This is a genomic window from Christiangramia echinicola DSM 19838 (assembly GCF_000423065.1).
GTDB lineage: Bacteria > Bacteroidota > Bacteroidia > Flavobacteriales > Flavobacteriaceae > Christiangramia > Christiangramia echinicola.
The window spans coordinates 854,096-875,252 of record NZ_AUHG01000011.1 but is presented as its reverse complement, the minus strand read 5'-3'; the positions used below and the strand labels follow the sequence as shown (position 1 = coordinate 875,252).

15 protein-coding genes are annotated in these 21,157 nt (G+C 36.6%); 10 read left to right on the top strand and 5 right to left on the bottom strand.

The window, feature by feature from the left end; all coding sequences use genetic code 11:
• Nucleotides 1-83 precede the first annotated feature (83 nt).
• From G530_RS0108985 to G530_RS0108970, 4 genes are all read left to right on the top strand, one after another.
• Nucleotides 84-1,748 carry a dipeptidyl-peptidase 3 family protein gene (locus tag G530_RS0108985; RefSeq protein WP_026934216.1) on the top strand — a complete coding sequence of 555 codons (1,665 nt, stop codon included), beginning with the start codon at nucleotides 84-86 and terminating at the stop codon, nucleotides 1,746-1,748.
• 185 nt (nucleotides 1,749-1,933) lie between these two features.
• Nucleotides 1,934-2,443, top strand: a complete 510-nt coding sequence (locus G530_RS0108980; protein WP_051199741.1) for a hypothetical protein — start codon at nucleotides 1,934-1,936, stop codon at nucleotides 2,441-2,443.
• A 1-nt stretch (nucleotide 2,444) separates the two neighbouring features.
• Nucleotides 2,445-2,846 (top strand): hypothetical protein, encoded by a 402-nt coding sequence (locus tag G530_RS0108975; RefSeq protein WP_026934214.1) that lies wholly within the window; start codon nucleotides 2,445-2,447, stop codon nucleotides 2,844-2,846.
• Nucleotides 2,847-2,922: 76 nt separating this feature from the next.
• Nucleotides 2,923-4,245 carry a DUF5723 family protein gene (locus G530_RS0108970; RefSeq protein WP_026934213.1) on the top strand — a complete coding sequence of 441 codons (1,323 nt, stop codon included), beginning with the start codon at nucleotides 2,923-2,925 and terminating at the stop codon, nucleotides 4,243-4,245.
• Nucleotides 4,246-4,303: 58 nt separating this feature from the next.
• Here G530_RS0108970 and G530_RS0108965 read toward each other — a convergent pair whose 3' ends face one another.
• Nucleotides 4,304-5,008: an arylesterase gene (locus G530_RS0108965; RefSeq protein ID WP_035716051.1), complete on the bottom strand. Its 705-nt coding sequence runs from the start codon at nucleotides 5,006-5,008 to the stop codon at nucleotides 4,304-4,306.
• A 45-nt stretch (nucleotides 5,009-5,053) separates the two neighbouring features.
• Between G530_RS0108965 and G530_RS0108960 the strand changes: the two genes are divergently transcribed.
• The 5 genes from G530_RS0108960 (at nucleotide 5,054) to G530_RS0108940 (ending at nucleotide 12,681) form a co-directional block, all read left to right on the top strand.
• Nucleotides 5,054-5,734 carry an ABC transporter ATP-binding protein gene (locus tag G530_RS0108960; RefSeq protein ID WP_026934211.1) on the top strand — a complete coding sequence of 227 codons (681 nt, stop codon included), beginning with the start codon at nucleotides 5,054-5,056 and terminating at the stop codon, nucleotides 5,732-5,734.
• Between the two features lie 2 nt (nucleotides 5,735-5,736).
• The gene (locus tag G530_RS0108955) at nucleotides 5,737-8,295 is read left to right on the top strand and encodes an ABC transporter permease (protein WP_240472143.1); all 2,559 of its coding nucleotides are present in this window, start codon (nucleotides 5,737-5,739) and stop codon (nucleotides 8,293-8,295) included.
• 310 nt (nucleotides 8,296-8,605) lie between these two features.
• A complete protein-coding gene (locus tag G530_RS0108950; RefSeq protein WP_026934209.1) occupies nucleotides 8,606-9,640 on the top strand; it encodes a helix-turn-helix transcriptional regulator in 1,035 nt (344 codons plus the stop codon).
• Between the two features lie 262 nt (nucleotides 9,641-9,902).
• Complete coding sequence (locus tag G530_RS0108945) at nucleotides 9,903-12,050, top strand: M3 family metallopeptidase (RefSeq protein ID WP_026934208.1); 2,148 nt, start codon at nucleotides 9,903-9,905, stop codon at nucleotides 12,048-12,050.
• Between the two features lie 58 nt (nucleotides 12,051-12,108).
• Complete coding sequence (locus tag G530_RS0108940) at nucleotides 12,109-12,681, top strand: pseudouridine synthase (protein ID WP_026934207.1); 573 nt, start codon at nucleotides 12,109-12,111, stop codon at nucleotides 12,679-12,681.
• Here the strand turns inward: G530_RS0108940 and G530_RS0108935 are convergent.
• The 4 genes from G530_RS0108935 to G530_RS0108920 all read right to left on the bottom strand — a co-directional run bounded on the left by G530_RS0108935 (nucleotide 12,678) and on the right by G530_RS0108920 (nucleotide 19,726).
• Nucleotides 12,678-13,241, bottom strand: coding sequence for a biliverdin-producing heme oxygenase (locus tag G530_RS0108935; RefSeq protein ID WP_240472142.1), 564 nt, complete (start codon nucleotides 13,239-13,241; stop codon nucleotides 12,678-12,680). The two genes, G530_RS0108940 and G530_RS0108935, sit on opposite strands and share 4 nt — an antisense overlap.
• On the bottom strand, nucleotides 13,219-13,782 hold the full coding sequence (locus G530_RS0108930; RefSeq protein ID WP_026934205.1) for a response regulator transcription factor: 564 nt from the start codon (nucleotides 13,780-13,782) through the stop codon (nucleotides 13,219-13,221). The genes G530_RS0108935 and G530_RS0108930 overlap by 23 nt, the downstream gene beginning before the upstream one ends.
• 63 nt (nucleotides 13,783-13,845) lie before the next feature.
• Nucleotides 13,846-16,056: an ATP-binding protein gene (locus tag G530_RS0108925; protein WP_026934204.1), complete on the bottom strand. Its 2,211-nt coding sequence runs from the start codon at nucleotides 16,054-16,056 to the stop codon at nucleotides 13,846-13,848.
• 4 nt (nucleotides 16,057-16,060) lie between these two features.
• The gene (locus G530_RS0108920) at nucleotides 16,061-19,726 is read right to left on the bottom strand and encodes a CheR family methyltransferase (RefSeq protein ID WP_026934203.1); all 3,666 of its coding nucleotides are present in this window, start codon (nucleotides 19,724-19,726) and stop codon (nucleotides 16,061-16,063) included.
• 603 nt (nucleotides 19,727-20,329) lie between these two features.
• Between G530_RS0108920 and proC the strand changes: the two genes are divergently transcribed.
• Nucleotides 20,330-21,136, top strand: coding sequence for a pyrroline-5-carboxylate reductase (gene proC, locus G530_RS0108915; protein ID WP_026934202.1), 807 nt, complete (start codon nucleotides 20,330-20,332; stop codon nucleotides 21,134-21,136).
• Nucleotides 21,137-21,157 lie beyond the last annotated feature (21 nt).

The following is a 21,157-nucleotide window of genomic DNA, read 5'->3' as shown; positions in this document are numbered from 1 at the left end:
AGACAACATTTAGATAAAATACCTCCGGAGGTATATCATTTGAAAACATTAAATTTATGATCGTATAATCAAAACCGAAGTAAATGAACAAGTACGTTTTATATTCATTATTCATTTCCGCATTAGTTTTATCAGGTTGCAAAAATGAAGCTAATGAGGAATCTGAAATTATTCCTGAGGATACTGAAATCATTAAATCTGAAAAAGACATCAGTGAACTGGTAGATCAATATGCCGAAGTGGAACTTACTACAGACCTTTCTGCCCTTTCAGAGAATGAAAAGAAGATGATTCCAATTCTTATAGAAGTTGCCAGGATAACCGATGAATTATTCTGGTATCAGGCATTCGGAGGACGTGATACGCTTGTTTCTAAGCTAGATGATCTCGCTTCTGAATATGTTCATATCAATTATGGTCCCTGGGATCGATTGAATAATCTGGAACCATTTTTAACAAATTATGATAAGAAACCGGAGGCAGCCAATTTTTATCCCGCAGATATGTCTAAAGATGAATTCAATCAGGCCGATATCGAAAATAAAGAGAGTCTTTACACCTTCATTCGAAGAGATGAAGAAGGAAATTTAAAGTCTGTATGGTATCATGAAATGTTTCCTGAAAAACTTCAAAAGGCATCAGATCTTTTAAAGCAAGCCGCCGAGCTTGCTGAAGATCCAGGTCTTAAAAAATACCTTAACCTTAGGGCAGAAGCTTTTCTAACAGACGAATATTATGAAAGTGATGTAGCCTGGATGCAGATGAAAAATAATAGAATAGATATGGTCACCGGGCCAATTGAAACCTATGAGGATAGGTTGTTCGGTTATAAAGCTGCCTTTGAAACCTATGTATTGATAAAAGATAAGGAATGGAGCGAACGCCTGGCAAAATATGTTTCCTTTCTGCCGATGCTTCAAAAGGAGCTTCCTGTAGATGCCAAATATAAAAAAGACAGTCCGGGCACTGATTCAGACCTGAATGCCTACGATGTGGTTTATTATGCCGGCGATTGTAATTCTGGAAGTAAAACCATTGCCATTAATCTGCCTAATGATGAAAAGGTACAGCAGCAATACGGCAGTAGAAGACTTCAGTTGAAGAATGCAATGAAGGCAAAATATGACCAGATCCTTGTACCAATTTCAGAACAATTAATAGTGCCAGAGCAAAGAGGAAATATAACTTTCGATGCATTTTTTGCCAATACCATGTTTCACGAAGTAGCTCACGGTCTGGGGATTAAGAATACCATCAACGAAAAAGGAACTGTTAGAGAAGCGCTCAAAGAACATTCAGGCGCTCTGGAAGAAGGGAAGGCTGATGTTCTAGGAATTTATATGATCACGAAACTTCATGATAAAGGGGAAATTAAGGATGCCAAATTAATGGATTATTACGTAACCTTCCTGGCGAGTATCTTTAGATCTGTAAGGTTTGGCGCTTCAAGCGCCCACGGAAAAGCAAATATGGTACGTTTCAATTATTTTAAAGAATTAGGAGCTTTCACTCAAAATGAAGAAGGATTATATAAAGTAGATATGGAGAAGTTCAGAGATGCAATAGATTCTTTATCTAACGATATTCTTGTACTTCAGGGTGATGGAGATTATGAAGGAACTGGAAAATTACTAAATGAAACCGGAAAAATAGGTAATGATCTACAGGTTTCTTTGGATAAGTTAACTGAAAAGGATATTCCTGTAGACATCGTTTTTAAACAGGGAACGGACGTCCTGGGATTATAGGAATAAAACCATAAATAAAATCGGGTCACTATCTAAGTGGCCTTTTTTTATTCGTTTTTTTCCGATTTGTATGTACCTTAATAAACCATAAAAATTCCCATTTTTGCACACCTAATTCTGAAGAAATAAACCAAACCTTCGTGCGGCACCTAATTAAGAAATTCCCTGTTTTTATATTCCTCTCAATGCATTTCGCATTTCTTGCCGCTGCTTTCAAAGAGAATCAACAAAACCCGGTTTCAATTTTAATTCTATCAGGAATTTCAATTTTAATGGGTTTGTTCTATTTTAAAAAAGTAAAAGCAGTAGGATCCATCTACAAAAAAATAGATTTACTTCTGGTTATTTTTACATCCCTTGGCGCTATTTTTACCTATTATTTAACCGTAGAAATCAAATTAGATGCAGTCCTGGCTGCCGGGATCACTGGATTAATTAGTTCTGCACTCCCCTATTTAAACCGAAGGTCAGATCTTTTGAGAGAATTACCTGTAGCAATTTATTGTGGGGCATTTGCCGGTATGACTGCTCCTTTTATAGCAAAAGGATTTCCATTTATAGGGGCAGCAGGTTTGATTAGCGGACTTATCCTGATAATTTCAAAAAACACTCTGCATGGTTTTGGCGGTAAACTGGGAACTATTGCCTTTGGAGGAGTTTCCATATCCTTTCTAATCCTTTTTATATTCTCATAATATGGATACGCTAATCATACTTGTAGCAGGAGTCTTTGGAGCTATTTCTACTTTTTACCTGAACAACAAATTGCAACTAGGTGGAGTTCTGGCATCCTCCTTAATTGCCGTAATAGCAGGTGGTCTTTTTCATTTTTTTCCAGCCTTGTTAAATGAAAATCTAACTGTAAATATTCCTCTGGTAATAATGGGTGCTTCTTTTAATGGAATGGCCACAAACAGAGTAATAAAGAGATTCTGGATCATTGGAGTTTCAGGATTAATATTCTCCATATTATATCTATTAACCGGCTCTTTTTTTGATGGTTTCGGTGGCAGTTTAGGAACAATGGCAGCAATATCAATTATTACGGTCTATTCTATCGACTATATCAGGAAAAAACTATCTCCTTCTTCAATTTAAAATATACCTATATCAGGGTATTCTTTGCTCCTCTTTTATAAAGTAATTTTCGGTTTAAGAATTAAATTATAAGAGGATGAAAAAGTTAATTTTTACAAGTTTGATTTTTGGTTTGAATTTTATAACCATTAATGCGCAATCGTATATAGGTCACAGAATTGACAACTATAGTGGCGTTCACGGAATAATTCTAAATCCTTCAAGCGTTGTTGATAGCCGAATGAAAACAGACATAAACATTCTTTCTATTAGCGCGTTTGGCGGAAGCGACTATTTTGCAATCGACCTAAGCAGCCTTAAAGATTCTGAAGAAGGTTTTGATTTTGAGGACTCCATGGAAAAGAACCCAAAAGAAGATAACCAGTTTTTCCTAAATGTTGATATCCTTGGGCCTTCCTTTATGTTCAACCTGGCTCCTATACATAGTTTGGGTGTTACGACCCGGGTGAGAACTTTTCTCAATCTAAATAATATTAATGGCAATCTGTATGAAAGCCTGTCTGAAGATTTTGACTCAGGCGACAATTTCGATTTTAACATGGAAAACTTTACTGGAACAGTGCATGCGTGGGGAGAAATCGGGGTTACTTATGGGAGAATTTTGATGCAAAAGGATGTACATTTCCTTAAAGGGGGTGTTACCTTAAAATACTTAGCAGGTGCCGGAGGCGTATTTGCCAACACGCCATCTCTTATGGGAAATTATAATGGCACAAACGAAATTTTAACCACCATGGGATCGCTAAATTATGGTTTGGCTACAGACTTTGATACTGACGATATCGAATTTAAAAATACGACATCCGGTTTTGGAGGAGACCTTGGATTTACTTATGAGTATAGAAACTCAACTGCTCCAGATTCGCTTTCCAAAAAAGATAATAAATACAAGTTTAAACTAGGACTTTCTATTACAGATATTGGAAGCATCTCATATAATGATTCTGAAGTCACAAACTACGATCTGAATAATAGTGTTGAAACCGGTAATTTCGAGGATCAGACTATTGAAGAATTCCTTGATGAAAACTATAATGGTACCGAACAGATCGTAAATAGTAAGATTAATTTACCAACGGCTTTACATTTCCTCGCAGATTATGAAATTCGAAAAAGAATTTATTTAAGTCTAAATGGTTCTTTATCGCTGATAAATGAGGATAAGAAACAAGCAAACAGAATTATAAATACCATTTCTATCACGCCCCGATTTGAAACCAAAATTTTCAGTTTTTATCTACCAATGGGAATAAGACAGTATGATGGATTCTCAGCCGGCGCAGGATTTAGATTAGGACCGGTAACAATTGGTTCTGCTTCAGCAATTACCACACTTTTATCTGATTCCAGTAAAACTGCCGATGTTTATATAGGTCTTAAAGTGCCTATCTATCAATAGAATTTTTAAATGCAATTAGCCATATTTTCAAATAAAAGGCATCTTTATAAGATGTCTTTTATTTTTCCAGCATATCCTTTAAAACGATCCAGACATTATCTGCCAGTATTTCCTGACCTTCAGCAGTAGGATGAATCCCATCTGTTTGATTCAACTCTGGATTACCGGCTACATCTTCCAGTAAAAACGGAATTAGTTCCACTTCATTTTTTTCAGCCAGTTCCGGGAAAATATTTCTAAATCCTGAGGTATAATCCTGTCCCATATTTGGTGGTATCTGCATTCCGGCGAGGATGATCTTTATTTCAGGATTTTCCTCTCTAACAAAATCTATGATCTCCTGTAAATTATTTCGTGTTTCTTGAAGCGGAATTCCTCGTAAACCATCATTTGCTCCTAATTCAAGAACAAAAATGTCTACATTTTGCTTCAGCACCCAGTCTATACGATTTTTACCACCAGAAGTAGTTTCTCCACTAAGGCCGGCATTCACCACCTTATAATTTAGATTTAAGGAATCAATTTTCTCCTGAATAATTTCAGGAAAAGCTTCTCCCTGATCCAATCCATATCCCGCCGTCAGGCTATCTCCAAAAAACAGGATTACACTGTTGTCCTCTTCTACAACTTCAGTTTCAGATTCACTTTTCTCATCTTCCTTCTCTTTTTCAGTTTTATTCCCGCATGCCGATAAAAGCATGAATATAAATCCTAAGAACAAAGCATAGCTTCTTGTTAATCTAAAGGGTTTTATTGAAATCATTTCTTTATTTTGTTTGCTTAGATAAAGAAACCTAAAAGAAAGAAGATGGCAAAAATTTTAAGCGTTCAAAAATTGAAGAAAAGCTATAGCAGTGGTTCTAGAGAACTAACTGTTCTGGAAGACATCAATTTTGATATTGAAGAAAATGAAACTTTTGCCATAGTGGGACCTTCCGGAAGTGGAAAAACGACCCTTTTAGGACTTTGTGCAGGCCTGGATCAGCCAGATTCTGGTAATATTGAACTTTGCGGAACCTTAATAAATGAACTTAATGAAGATCAAAGAGCATTATTAAGAAATCAAAAAGTAGGTTTTGTTTTTCAGGATTTTCAGCTTATCCCAACGCTCACTGCGCTGGAAAATGTAGCTGTTCCGTTAGAACTTCGAGGTGATAAAAATGCATCACAGGTAGGAAAGGAACTTCTGGATAAGGTTGGTTTAGGTGACCGTTTTGACCATTATCCTTCACAGCTTTCAGGAGGAGAGCAACAACGTGTGGCTCTTGCAAGAGCTTTCAGCACCAAACCCGCTATACTATTTGCTGATGAACCTACCGGTAACCTGGATGAAGAAACCGGTAAGAAAGTGGTTGAGCTGCTTATAGATCTTAATACAGAATCTGGTACAACCCTGGTTATAGTGACCCATGATATGGAACTGGCCAGGAAAACTCAAAGGATCCTTAAGCTTAAAGGCGGTAGAGTCCTGGAAACGGTAAACGTTTAATTATGTCTCGAACCAATTATAAAAGTACCAAGAAAGCAGGTTTCAGCTGGCTTTTGAAAATGGCTATAAGAGACGGAAAAGCCAGTAGTAGAAAACTGGTGCTATTCATGGCATCTATAGTCCTGGGAATAGCCGCGGTGGTTTCTATACAGTCTTTCAGTAATAACCTAAAGGAGAACATTGCGCTACAATCTAAATCCCTGATGGGCGCCGATTATATCATAGATAGTGATAAACCTGTGAATGAACGGGTAACTTTTATTATGGATTCCCTGGGAGGGTCAGACGCAGAGGAGATAAGTTTTGCCTCCATGGCCGCATTTCCAGGCAAACAGGGAACCAAACTGGTTCGGGTTCGAGGAATTAAAGGCGGTTTTCCTTTTTATGGAGAAATGGAGACAGACCCCGTTTCTGCTGCTAATGAATATCAGGAAAACGGAGCGGCACTTCTGGATGCCACGGTCATGCTACAATTAGGTATTGAACCTGGAGATAGTATTAAGATTGGTAATGTAGTTTTACCTGTTGCAGGAGCTTTAAAAGCTGTACCGGGAAGCAGTTCTGTTTTCAGTTCTATTGCTCCTCCGGTTGTTATTCCGCATAGATATATTGAAGAATCCGGACTTGTACAGGTAGGCAGCCGGATTGGGTATAATTATTACTTCAAAGCAGATCCTAAGATGGACCTGGAGCAATTGGATAAGGAAATAGACCCTATCCTCGATAACAATGACGCCGATCTTGACACTCACCTTTCTACCAGTGAGCGCATGGGTCGTCGCTATGAAAATTTCGGTAAATTCCTGAACCTGGTCGCTTTTATCGCTTTATTGCTAGGTTGTGTGGGAATAGCAAGTGCTATCCATATTTATATAAAAGAAAAGTTACGAGCTATAGCTGTTTTAAAATGCCTTGGCGCCAGTAAAAAGCAAACTTTTTCCATTTACCTGATTCAAATTGCAATAATTGGATTAATTGGCGGGATCGTTGGTACTATACTTGGGCTATTTCTGCAACAGCTATTTCCTTTTATCCTTCAGGATCTATTACCTATAAATATTGAAATTTCATTCGATTTCCGGGTGATGGCAATTGGTGTTCTACAGGGCATTTTGATGTCAGTTCTATTCGCTTTGTATCCATTGATCGGGACTTTATATGTTTCACCATTACAAACACTACGCGTTCAGGATTCTGAAAGATCAAAATCAGTAAAAGCAGGTATACTGGTTTTAGGTGCAATCTTTATTTTCATATTCCTTTTTGCATTCTGGCTACTGGAAGACTGGAAATACTCATTATTCTTCGTTTTAGGGATTATTATCACCTTCTCTCTTCTGGCCGGGGTTGCCAATTTATTTATGAAGGCCATCAAACGTTATTTCCCGAGCAGCTGGGGTTTTATTCCCAGACAAAGCCTTCTTAATTTATTCAGACCTCAAAATCAAACTTTGATCCTGGTATTAGCCATTGGGATAGGAACTTTTTTAATAAGCACTTTATACTTTACAAAAGACCTACTACTGGCTCAGGCATCTCTGGATGAACAGGCTGAAAGCCCCAATATGATCTTACTCGATGTTCAGTCTGAACAACAGGAAGCGGTTGCAAACACGATCAATTCTCAGAACATGCCGGTTCTGGAAAATATTCCCATTGTAAGTATGCGGGTAGAAAGCCTGAAGGGAAGACCTGCCTCAGAGATCAGGGAAGATACTACCTCTAACATAAACGGTTGGATCTTACATCATGAATTCAGGACCACCTATAGAGATTCTTTAATATCTTCTGAAGTTCTGGAAGCTGGAGAATGGATAGGTTCTAATTCAGAGAATGGCACAATTCCTATATCCATTAGTGATAATTTTGCTGAAGACGCAAAAGTTACGGTGGGAGATAAAGTAAGCTTTAATGTGCAGGGAGTATTGCTTAACACAGAGATAGCAAGCATCAGACAAGTAGACTGGAGCAGAATGCAATTAAATTTCTCCATTGTTTTCCCTACCGGTGTTTTGGAGGAAGCTCCTCAATTCAGAGTTCTAACTACAAAAGTTCCAGATGATGAAAACTCGGCTAGCCTACAGAAAGAACTGGTAAAGAACTTTCCGAATTTAACCATCATAGACCTGCGCCAGGTCTTAAATGTAATAGAAAAGATCCTCGCTAAAATTTCGTGGCTCATTAATTTTATGGCATTTTTCAGTATTCTAACCGGAATCATAGTTTTAATTGGAGCTGTTCGAACCAGTAAATATCAACGTATTAGAGAAAGTGTCCTTTTACGTACGCTGGGAGCAAAAAGTGAGCAGATCCTTAAGATCCTGGCACTCGAATATCTATACCTTGGAATACTGGGAGCTCTTTCGGGAATCTTACTTTCCCTAATTAGCAGTCAGTTACTTGGATATTTTGTATTTGAAACCACTTTTATTCCTTCCTGGATTCCATTTTTAGTTTTATTACCAGGGATCATTTTACTGGTAATGGGCATAGGATTAGGTAATAGTTTAGGAGTAATCAAAAGTCCGCCACTAGAGGTTTTGAGAAAGGAGTTGGGTTAATGATTTCCTGAATTACAGAACGTTGATCTTACTTCCTTCGTTAATTACAAAACCATCCACTGGGGCATAAATCTCCCTGAATTGAGGATCTGAAATTGAGCCGGTATAGATCGAATCAAATCTTGTTTGCCGATAAAAGCACTTAGCTTTTTTAAGAAAATAAAAAAACAGGACTCTTTATTAACGCCTTATAATCAAATAGTTACATTATTTTTAATTATCATTTAGTATAAGTTTAACTGTCATTCTTACAAGAATGAATGCAGGTAATCTTACTTTTAAAATTGGCTTAATATTAAATAACCAACAAATGGAAACCTATCATTTAGAATTAAATGATGTAGACGATATTATTCCGGAACTAGCAAATCACTTCGGAACTATATATACTGAACAACTTGGAGAATATAATTTAAAGATTCCTGAAACTAAAGGTAAAGGAGAAATTAAGGTTATAAACTTTCCAAATGGAATAGGTCTCCATACTTACCATTGCAACTTTAAGGAAGATATTGAATTAAGGTTATTCCATTTTCAGGTAAAGCCAATCAGGTTTATTTACTGCGTAGAAGGTTCTCTTACCAGTAATTTTGGAAACAAAGAAGAAGGAGATACTGTTAAAGAACATGAATATCTCATCGCCGCTCCTAAACAACTAGAAACACACAACCTTATAATACCTAGAAACGAAGATGTTGTTCTTTGTTATCTGGAAATAGACAGGGTAAAGTTTCAGCAATATTTTTCATTCGATCTGCGGGATCTTGAACCCATATTTTACGAATTATTTAGTGATACCGACGCTCAGACCAGGATTTCAGAAAAATCAAGTTATAGCTTAAAAACTGCAGAGGCTATAAAAGAGATCAGGAATTCTGATATTCAAGGATTTCCCAGGATCAATTTTATAGGTGCGAAAGCTCTCGAAATCCTAAGCTATATGCTCAACCGTTTTAAAAAAGATGATCAAAATGTTGGCAATAAGAGGCTCAAGGATAAAGACATGAAGGCTATAGAAAAGGCTGTTGAATATATAGATGCAAATATTGCCAATACTGGAACCGTTAATGATCTGTCCAAAATTGCCGGAGTAAATTCTAACAAACTACAGGAAGGTTTTCATGTTATTTTTGGTAAGACAGTCAATGAGTATATAAGGGATATAAGACTAACTAAGGCTTTAAACATTCTTTCTACAGGGAATAAAAATGTTAGTGAAGTAGTTTATGAATTAGGACTTTCCAGTAGGAGCTACTTTTCAAAGATATTTAAGGAAAAGTATGGGATTTCTCCTCGAAAAGTACTCTCCAGAAAATCTCTGGCAAAAAAGGTTAAGGAAAATTAGATCAATCCTTAGATCATATTTCTCATAAAAGTCTGAAAACATTTGAAACAGGCCCACACTCTATATGTAAATGATAATCAAAACTTTACATCAAAGTATATTTTGTTGAGTTAGCCATTTTTTAAATACATAATATTCAATTTTAATTCTAAAATTTTCATCTTTTTTCTTCGTCATGGTACATCATTACTTTCTCATTACCTGTAACGGTTAAAAGTCCATTTCTTTGTATATTCAGGCCAGTATCAAAACTAAATTTAAAATGACATTTCGAATTAAAAAAGGCCTTAGCATCTTTGCTTTGGTTTCAATAATTGGCTATTGTAATGGCCAGGAAAACGAACAAAATTCTATGAACAATCCTTTATTATCTGAATGGAACGGTCCTTATGAAGGGGTACCTGCATTTGATAAAATGAAAATTGAGTATGTAAAACCAGCCATTAGAAAAGGTATGGAATTACATCTGGCTGAAATTGATAAAATTTCAGAAAATTCAGAGGAAGCTACTTTTGAGAATACTATAATTCCTATGGAAAAAGCAGGAGAAGAACTCGATCGAGCTTTTACCTATTACGGAATCTACAGCAGTAATGTTTCCAGCCCTGAATTCAGAGAAGTTCAAAAAGAACTAGCTCCTGAAATTTCTGAATTTTCTTCTAAGATCAGTCAGAATGAAAAGCTCTTCAATCGAATTAAAACCGTTTACGAGAGGTCTCAAAAAGAACCATTATCGCCGGCAAGGCAAAGAGTGATAGATCTCATTTATGAAGATTTTGCTATGCAGGGTGCCGAATTAAGCAAAAAAGACAAAGAAAGGTACGCGGCGATAAACAAAGAATTGTCTGCATTATATACCCAGTTTTCTACAAATGTACTGGCAGATGAAGAAAATTATGTGATCTATCTGGATGCAGACCAGCTAGGAGGATTACCTGAATCTTATATAAAATCTGCGGCCCAGGCAGCTGCAGATAGAGGTAACGATGGTAAATATGCAGTAACCAATACTCGTTCTTCCATGGATCCTTTTCTTACATATTCTACGGAAAGAGAAATCCGAGAGCAGGTATGGAAAAACTATTATTCCAGGGGTGACAACGGCGATGAGTATGATAATAATGAAATCGTTAAACAAATCCTCAAGTTACGTGACGAAAGAGTTGAACTTTTAGGTTATGATAACTATGCTCAATGGAGATTACAAAACAGAATGGCTAAGAATCCTGAAAACGCGATGGATCTTATGATGAAAGTCTGGCCTGCAGCTCTTGCAAGAGTCGAAGAGGAAGTAAAAGACATGCAAAAGATCGCAGATTCACAGGACGCAAATATCACGATCAAGCCCTGGGATTATAGGTTCTATGCAGAAAAAGTACGCAAAGAAAAATATGACCTGGATAGTGAAGAAGTAAAACAGTACCTAGAATTAGGAAATCTAACCCAGGCATTATTTTACACTGCCGGTGAATTATTCAATTTTAATTTTACACCTGTAGAAGAAGGTAGTGTTCCCGTTTTTCATGAAGATGTAAAGGTATGGGAAGTGACTATTAAAGATTCCGGAGATTTAATTGGACTCTGGTACCTTGATCCTTATGCACGACAGGGTAAAAGATCTGGAGCCTGGGCTACCACCTATAGAAGCTATAACGAGTTGATGGGCGGCAAACCGGTTCTATCATCAAACAATTCTAATTTTATTGAACCAGCCCCGGGGGAACCAGTATTAGTTTCCTGGGATGATGCCGAAACATTTTTTCATGAATTTGGTCATGCCTTACACTTCCTTTCAGCAGATATAGAGTACCCAACACTTAATAGCGGAGTTCGTGATTATACCGAATTTCAATCTCAGCTACTGGAAAGATGGCTGTCTACAGATAAGGTGATAAACCAATTTCTTAGACATCATGAGACCAATGAAGTCATCCCTGACGAATTGGTGAGAAAGATAAAAAAGGCTTCTACTTTTAATCAGGGTTTTGCCACTATAGAATTTTTGGCCTCGGCGATCATGGATATGAAATATCATACTACAGATCCTGAAAATATAGATCCGGATACTTTTGAAAGAGAAACTTTAAAAGAATTAAATATGCCAGAGGAGATCGTAATGCGTCACCGCACCCCACATTTTGGACATGTATTCTCTGGTGAAGGATATGCAACCGGTTACTACGGTTATCTCTGGGCAGATGTACTAACCTCAGATGCTGCAGAAGCATTTGCTAAAGCTCCTGAAGGGTTTTACGATAAGGAGATGGCCTCCAAACTTGTAAAATATCTTTTTGCACCTAGAAATGCGATGGATCCTGCGGAAGCATATAAAAAATTTAGAGGAAGGGACGCGAAAATTGATGCTCTTATGCGCGATCGCGGATTTCCGGTGCCAGAAGAAAACCAGTAATAAATCATTTATATAATAAAATGCCCTGAAAATTCGGGGCATTTTTTATTTTCGGCCTATGCATAAACATTTTAAGATCTATAAGCCCTACGGATACCTAAGCCAGTTTATTACTAATCAAAATAAAGCAGGTAAGCATAAACTATTGGGTGAATTAAACGATTTTCCAAAGGGTACTATGTCCATTGGTCGGCTAGACAAAGATTCCGAAGGACTTTTATTACTCACTACAAACGGCAAATTGAGTACAAAAATAACAGCAGGAAATAGTGAAAAAGAATATTATGTTCAGCTTGATGGTGAAATTACTGATGAAGCAGTTTCTCAATTAAAACAGGGGGTTGAAATAAGTATTTATGGCAAACCTTATCAAACAAAAAATTGTAAAGCTGAGAAATTAAGAGTAGCTCCAGTATTTCCCGAGAGAGCCAGGAAAATAAGAGATGAACGTCACGGCCCAACCAGTTGGGTTAGCATTACATTAACTGAGGGTAAATTTCGCCAGGTTAAAAAAATGACTGCAGCGGTGGGCTTTCCAACACTAAGGTTAGTAAGAGTTAGAATTGGAAACGAAAAATTAGAAAATATGAAGGACGGTGAGGTTATAGAAATAGATCAGGTCGCTCTTTAATAACTATTAGAAAACTGAACTTTAAAAGCATCTTTAAATAACAGGAAGGTTTCTTTTGCCTTTGCTGAAGCCTGGTCTATTTCGTGGTTAGTAAAATCCCTACTTCTTAAGAATTTTAGATAATTATTCCAGGCTTTTACATTGCTCTTATTTCCATTGAAAAATTCCTGTTCTGGAATAGCATTCAACGATTTACAATTCGAAACCTCTTTCCCTATAAGCATCCCTCCCATTGCTGAACCTTCTATAACATAGGCAGCACCAATAGCTTCAGCTTCATTAGTACAGGAGAAATTAAGATCATAAGTAAAGTCAGTAAACCCCAATCCTATTAAATCGTTTTCAAGTCTGACAGATTTGTCACTATTATATCCAGCTAAGAATTTAGCGATCTGAGATTCTGCACTTTTATAGGCTATAAAATTCTGAAATAATAAAAGCTTATACTCTTCCAGCTTAATCGAGTGATCCATGATCTTGTTGGCCAGATTATCCTTTTCTAGCTCCTTATGCAGCACAGATGTCTCTTCGCGTAAACTATCTAATATCTTCGTCATCATCTATCTTAAACTGGTTAATTGCATTCTTGATCCTGTCTATATTCTGCCTGTGTTCTGCATTATCCTGATTGATCTTATCAAGATAATCGTAGATCTGGTTCACCGTGATCTTATTATCTCTTATCCTTTCTCTCAATTCATTTTTAGACACCATATTGATAACGACCTTTTTTAATAAAGGCTCCAATTTCTCAGCAAGATTATTCATATGTTTTTTCAGAATATATCCCGATGCACCGTTTAAAATAGTATTTGCAGCAAGCTCTTCATCGTTGACCGTACCGGTAATAAAGATAAAAGCAATATTCTCATCATATTCCTTGACCATTTCAAGAATATCCAAACCTGTGCAGGTGGGTAGGTTGTAATCTGACAGTACCACGTCTGGGGCAAAATTAAGCAAGAGTTCCTTGCTGTCTTCAAGATTATCTGTCACCTCGATCTCTGGTGACTTTACAATTTTGTTGATTTGCCTTTTAATTAGAGCAGCATCAGTCTCAAGGTCCTCAACCAGTAAAATTCTGAGAGATGTATTGATCATTCAATTAAGGTTATAAAGTATACGAAAGTATTACAAAGTGCTTTAACTAACAATTTTGAATTGTTAAACGTAAAAGTAGAAGGTCGATCCCTGATCTGGAATACTTTCAGCCCAGATCTTACCATTATGTTTTTCTATAATCCTTTTTACAATTGCCAGGCCAATACCGGTTCCCTTGAATTTATCTCCGGAAAACCTGGAGAATAAATCGAAAATCTCCTCTTTATATTTAGGATCAAACCCAACACCGTTATCTTTAACAAAATAGATGGTTTTATTATCTCTGGCTTCTGAACCTATTTCTATTCTAGGATTCTCTTTTGTTTCTGAATACTTCAGAGCATTGGTAACAAGATTGGACCATACCTGAGCTATCATACGCTTATCTGCCATCATTCCAGGTAAGTCCTTATCAATCTTTACTTCAGTATTGGGATAATTCACATGTATGTTAACCGAATTTAATGTGTCCTCAATAAGGTGATTAACAGAGAAAATATTCTTGTTCAAAGTTTGCTCGGAAACCCCGGCAAAAGAAAGAATATTATCAATGAGCTCCCCCATCTCTTTTGTAGAATTCAGAATAGTATCTACCGCCTTCTGGCCTGGTTTAGTTAAAGAATTATAATGATCTTCTTTTAAGATCTGTGCATATCCATTAATACCTCTTAAAGGTGCTTTTAGATCATGAGAAAGACCCTGACTGAATAACTCAAGTTCATCATGTGCCGTCAACAGTTGTTCATTGAGGTTATCTATCTTTACCTTTTGTTTCTCAAGGATAGCATAACTAATACTTTCACTTAACTTTCTTGCAGCACTTATCTCAAAATCTTTCCAGGTATCGGCAACACCATTAACTTGCTCTGTCCACTTTTCAAAAGATTTTCGAGGCGTCAAACGTTTCTTTTCCTCGTCGTAAGTTGCTTTATTTTCTGGATTCCCACCCCAGTCTACACTTTGAACTACCTCTGGCCTGAACCAAATTAAAAAATCCCGATCGCTCTGTCCCAGCCTTATGCTAAGCATACCAGAACCGGTTTCTTTGAAATTCTGAGCTTCTGGATAGAACTGAAAAAGATTCCTGGTAAAGAACAAATTGTCTTTTCTGCCGGAAAGGAAATTTTTAGTCAGTTTCTTTATTTCAGATTTTTGAGGTGTATTTCCAACTAATTTGATCTTGCCGTTAAGAATGATCGCTGCTCCGGAACAAGGAAATAGATCGGTTACTTTTAATGCAAGATTTCCCAGACCTTTTTTGATACTTTCCTCTAATTTTATCTGCTGGATAAGTTTATTTCTTATTTCATCAGATTTGTCAATATTCTTAAGAAAGTTATTAGAATTTTTCAGCGTTAATTCATTAGAAAAAATCTGGATTAGAAATTCACAGGTTTGTCTCTGATAATAATTTAGAAATTTCGCATCATAGTGATGACAGGCTAATAATCCCCACAGTTTACCATTACTTATTAAAGCAGCGGTAAGTGACGCACCAACTTTCATATTCTGTAAATACTCTATATGAATTGGTGAGACAGCCCTTAATTTTGAATTAGACAGATCTAGTGGCTGCCCATTTAAAGGCGAGATATTAGGAACAATCTTTACAGGTGAATAATTCACGTCTGAGATGATCCTTACTCTATTTTTAAGAAATAATTCTCTGGCTTGTTTTGGAATGTCACTGGCAGGATAATGCAAACCCAACCAGCTGTCCATTTCCTTATTCTTTTCTTCAGCTATAACCTTCCCATTCCACTCCTCATCGAACTTGTAAATCATTACACGATCATAACCAAAGATATTCTTAGTGATCTCTGCCGCATCGGCACATAATTCATCTGAAGTTTCTGAAGCACTAAGAGTATTTAAAAGGTTGGATAGTTCCTTCTGAAAATCGTAATTGTTATTTTTAGAATCTATTGATTCAATATCGAGAATAAGGTTTCCTTCTGAAATATGAGGGATTACTATGAAATGACTGCCATTGATAGTAATTTCATTAGCTTCGAAAATTCCGTCCTCGACTATTATATTTCGTAATTTTTCAGAAAGATCATTTCCTACTAATAAACCAAGATCACTCCCTAAAAGTTCTTCTGCATAAATTCCGAAGATATCCTTACTATTTTCACCAATTTGAGTGATTATACCGGTAGATTTATCACAGGCAACTAATACTCCATGTGATTGTATAGCTCCAATAATATGAATAGGCTCTTTTTCGCAACTGGAAAGATCTACTTTTTCAGGATAAAAATTATGGGGCATTCTCTTATTCTGCTTTTAATTTGAAGTAGAACGTACTCCCTACTCCCTCTTGTGAGTCTACCCAGATTGAACCTTCATGCAATAGAACGATCTTTTCTACATGGGCAAGACCTACCCCGGTTCCTTGCATATCTTCGTTCCCTGGCACGCGGTTAAATATTGTAAAAATGTTTCTCTGATCTTCTTTAGAAATACCAACTCCATTATCCATAATAGAGAAAACCCAGAATTCATTCTCTTTATAGGCCGAAATCCTTATTTCAGGATCTCTATCTTTAGGAACATATTTAATGGCATTACTAATAAGGTTCTGGAATAAAAGTCTCAATTCTACTTCATACCCTTTTAACTCTGGCAATGCTCCCGTATGGACTTTTGCATTGGCATCCCTTATGCTCTTTCCAAGATCATACTTCACTACCTCAACAACCTCTTTGGTATCCACCAAAGTCTTCTGACCGTTCTTACCAATTCTGGAATGTTCTAATAATGCTCTAATCTGAGCGGAAAGCCTATCTGAAGCATTCTTGATGTATTTTATATAATTCTCGCCTTTCTCGTCCAGCTTACTCGCATACATTTTACCAAGTACATCACTACCAAATTTGATAGTTGCCAGTGGTTCCTGGAGGTCATGAGAACAGATAGAAACAAACTGCTCCAGGTCTCTATTCGCCCTTTCAAGATCATTTTTCTGTTCTTTTAATTGTACTTCAGCCTTTTTAAGAGCCGAAATATCCACACAGGTATACCTAATGGTAATTAATTCGTCATTCTCATCTTTCTCTGCAGTAGCATTAAGGATCACGGGTAAAATTTTTCCTTTATTTGTGATCATGTTCTGCTCAAGGTTCACGAGCTCGCCGGTCTTTTTAATACTCGACTTTAATTTCATCGCTGTTAATTGCGAATTTTTATCAAAGAGCTCATGAATTGCCTTACCTATAAGGTCTTCTTTTGAATCGAAACCAAGTTTTTGTACTGCTTTTCTATTGCACTGTACTATCCTTGAATTCTTAGGATCTACACTTATATGTAAAACAGGATCATCCTCATAAAAGGATTTGAATCTCTGTTCGCTGGCAATAAGTTTCTCTTTAGATTTCTGAATATTTTCAATATCTATAAAAGAAATTACAACTCCATCGATCTCATTATTGGAGTCCATATAAGGACTTATACGTTGCAGGTAATTTTTCCCTTCTCTGGAAACTATATGCTTTTCAAGAATTTTGCCTGTATCCAGTACCTTATGACATCTATCAAGGAAACTTTGCTTCCTGGTTAGGCCAAAACTATTGGTGAAATTATCTATTGGCCTTCCAATATCTCCGTTTATAAGACTGAAATGCTTCTTAATGGCTGGAGTGAACTTTCTTATCTTTAAACTTGAATCCAGGAAAATTACACCAATTTCGGTGCTTTTAAGAAGGTTATTCATATCTGCATTAAGCGCAGCAAGATCATCCATCTTCTGGATATTCTCTGCATTAACCGTATTAATTTCCTCGTTCACGCTTTGCAGCTCCTCGTTGGTACTTTGTAACTCCTCGTTAGAAGCTAATAATTCCTCATTAGCGGCCTGTAATTCCTCATTACTGGTCTCAATTTCCTCAAGTGAGGTCTGTAGATCCTCTTTAGTGCTCTTTAGTTCATTCTCCAGACTGGTAACATACTCTTTAGTTTGATTAGAAGGACTAATCTTTGCTACCTGTTCTACCTTTTCGAAGTTTAGTTCCTTCTCAATAAAAGTAATAACATAGTTTGTTTCACCTTCAAGACTATGATCTGTGAACGGTTTGATCACTATATCTGCACCAATATCACCATCTTTACTTTCAATGACAATATCTCTATATACAACTCTTTTCTGCTCCTTATATGCTTTATTGAATGTTGACTGAACTATGTATTTCAGGTCCTGGTCCAGCATATCCAGAAGATTTATAGAGAAACCGCTCAGTGGTAAATTGGCATATTTTCTAAATTCTCCTACGGCCTGAAGTATATTATAATCTGAATCTACAAATACCGAAGCGCCACCAAACTGTTCCAGGATGGTTTCGTTTAGCTCAGATTGCAGTTTCTGTTTTATAGGATTACTCGCCTGGGTTCTGAATTTCTTTCTATCGCGAACTGTCTTGTTTTCAAGCAAACCGGCATTCATACTATCATTTGCTGAAGCATGACTAATTCCGTTTTTAATTCTGGTACTGGGTTGAATATTCCTATATATTTTCCACTTTCTATCGATCTCGGCAAAATTTTCCTTGTGGCTATGCACACTCTCACTAGTTCCAAGAACGAGTATACCGTCCTCCTTAAGAGCATAATGGAGCATATTCATTGCTTTCTTTTGAATAGAATTCTGGAAGTAGATCAATAAATTACGGCAAACCACCATATCCATATTACTGAAAGGTGGATTTTTAATTATATTATGTCTGGAAAAAATGACTGTTCGTCTTATCTTTTCTGAAACCTGATAACCATTAGATTTGCTTAAAAAGTATTTAAGTAAAAATTCTTTAGAGACGTCAGCTACAATACTTTCAGGATAAATACCCTTACTACCAATATCTAAATGAGGCTGAGAAATATCTGTAGCAAAGATTTTAATTTCAAGATTCTTACCTTGCTTCTCCATTTCTTCATGAATACACATGGCAAAAGAATAGGCCTCTTCACCGGTACTACATGCCACATCCCAAATTTTCAGGGTACCCCCATCACTCACACCTTCAATCAATTCTGGAAAAACATCATTTCTAAGTCTCTCCCAGACCTTATCATCTCTGAAGAATTTGGTGACCCCAATCAGGAATTCCCTGTAGAGAATTTCTACTTCTTCTTCATTTGAAGTTAAATATTCGTAATATTCCTTTAAATTCTTACACTTGCAGATATTTACCCTCCGGGCCACTCTTCTGGCAAGAGTTGCATATTTATATTCCCTGAAATCGAGACCTGCCTGCTTATCTATATAATTAAGGATCCTGTTAAGCTCCTTTTCATCGTACTGTACATCACCATCTTTAAAATGAAAAATTGGAGGAGCAGAAATAAACTCAATCAGCTCTGGTCCCATTTCATCCACAGAAAGTATATAATCTACCAGCCCTGTATTGATGGCGCTTTTTGGCATACCATCAAACTTCGCCTCAGATGGATCCTGTACCATCACCATCCCGTCATTTTCCTTAATTGCTCTTACACCTCGTGTACCATCACTCCCAGTTCCGCTAAGAACAATACCAATACTCTTCTCTTTTCTTTGTTTCGCCATGGATTCAAAGAACATATCTATAGGTAAATTGAGGGTCTGGTTATTAGGTTTATCGGTAAGGATAAGACGATCTCCCTCCAGTATAAGATTATTTACGGGTGGTATTAGATATACATGTCCAGACTTCACTTCCATCTCGTCTGTGATCTGAACAATAGGCAAATTGGTGTTTTTACTCAGCAGTTCTCCCATCATACTTTTATAATCGGGAGATAGATGTTGAATAACCACATAAGCATTATTGTCGCCTGCAGGAATTTTTTTAAAAAAAGCCTTCAGAGCTTCCAGCCCACCAGCACTTGCTCCTACAGCAATAATTCTGGGTTCATCAATATTTTTCTCTTTTACAGATTCAGCTGTAGAACTCTCTTGTGTACTTTTCATTAATCTGAGTAGTAGGTTGTTGCTTATATAATCATACAGATCATTCAGAATTCATAATTATAAAGTTTTTTTCTTTAAGAAAATACTACATATCGAACAATTATTGCGTCATATGCCAGCCTTTATAGTCAATTCGGTAATCTGCGCTTATACTAAGGAAATATCATGCCAGAAGTTTTCTTAGTCTATTTACAAGAACTACTTAAACCTGACATAATTGCAGCAAATTGCCATTTCTGCAAATATTTGCAATTATTAAGAAATCTAAATTATAAATAACATTTATTTAAGAAAAAGAGGCAGGATGGCTAAAATCCTTATTTTTCTTGATTATCATATTTACAATCTTACACCCATTATTCGTACAATTTTCTAAGAATAAGACATCTTATTTAGACATTTCGAAGGATAGCACCTTTACAGTTTAAGATAATTTATAGGAATTTATGTTTTTCTTAATGCAAGCTTCCACAAAATCAGGGTAAATTATCTGTTGAAATTAATTACTAACTAAAAGTATTGGTAATGTCGCATGGTCTTTGTCCAATATGGGGCGCAATCATTTGGCAGAAAGCCAATACAAATTGAACCAAAAAAGTAAAAATGAAGACATTAGTAATTGGAGCAGGAAACATGGGATTAACATATGCCGAAGGAATGGCACAATCTGCAATGCTTAATAGAAGAAACTTAATGGTTTTTGATAAGTCTGCAGATGTGATCGCTAGATTGAGAGATCTGGACCATTTTGATGTATATGAATCTCTTGAAGAATGCCTGCCCCAGGCAGATATGGTATTCGTAGCTGTTAAACCCTACCACTGTGATGATCTTTTTGAAGAAATGAAACCTATGGTAAACAAAGAGCAAATCTTTGTTTCTCTTATGGCTGGAGTTACCATTAATAGAATACAGGAAGGCCTTGGAGTACGAAAAGTAGTTAGGTCTATGCCTAATTTACCAGCTCAGGTAGGAAAAGGAGTTACCTCTTATACCGCATCCAGAGAAGTTTCCAGAGTAGAATTATTAATGGTACGCAACTTACTAGATACTACTGGAGAGTCAATACATGTAGAAAACGAAAACTTTATTGATGCCTCTACAGGAATTTCTGGTAGCGGACCAGCATACGTTTTCTATTTCATGAACTCTATGCTCGAGGCAGCACGCAAAATGGGATTCAGCAAGAATGACTCAAAAGTATTAGTGAGTCAAACCTTTGAAGGAGCTGTAGAACTATTCAACCAGAATGATCTATCACCAGATACCTGGATGGATCGTGTAGCTTCTAAAGGTGGAACTACCAGGGCTGCATTAGACTCTATGGACGATAATAATGTAAAGGAATTAATCAAGGATGCAGCTTATGCGGCTTTTGATCGTGCAGTTGAACTTGGAGAAGAAAAATAATAATATTCAAAAATTAGATAA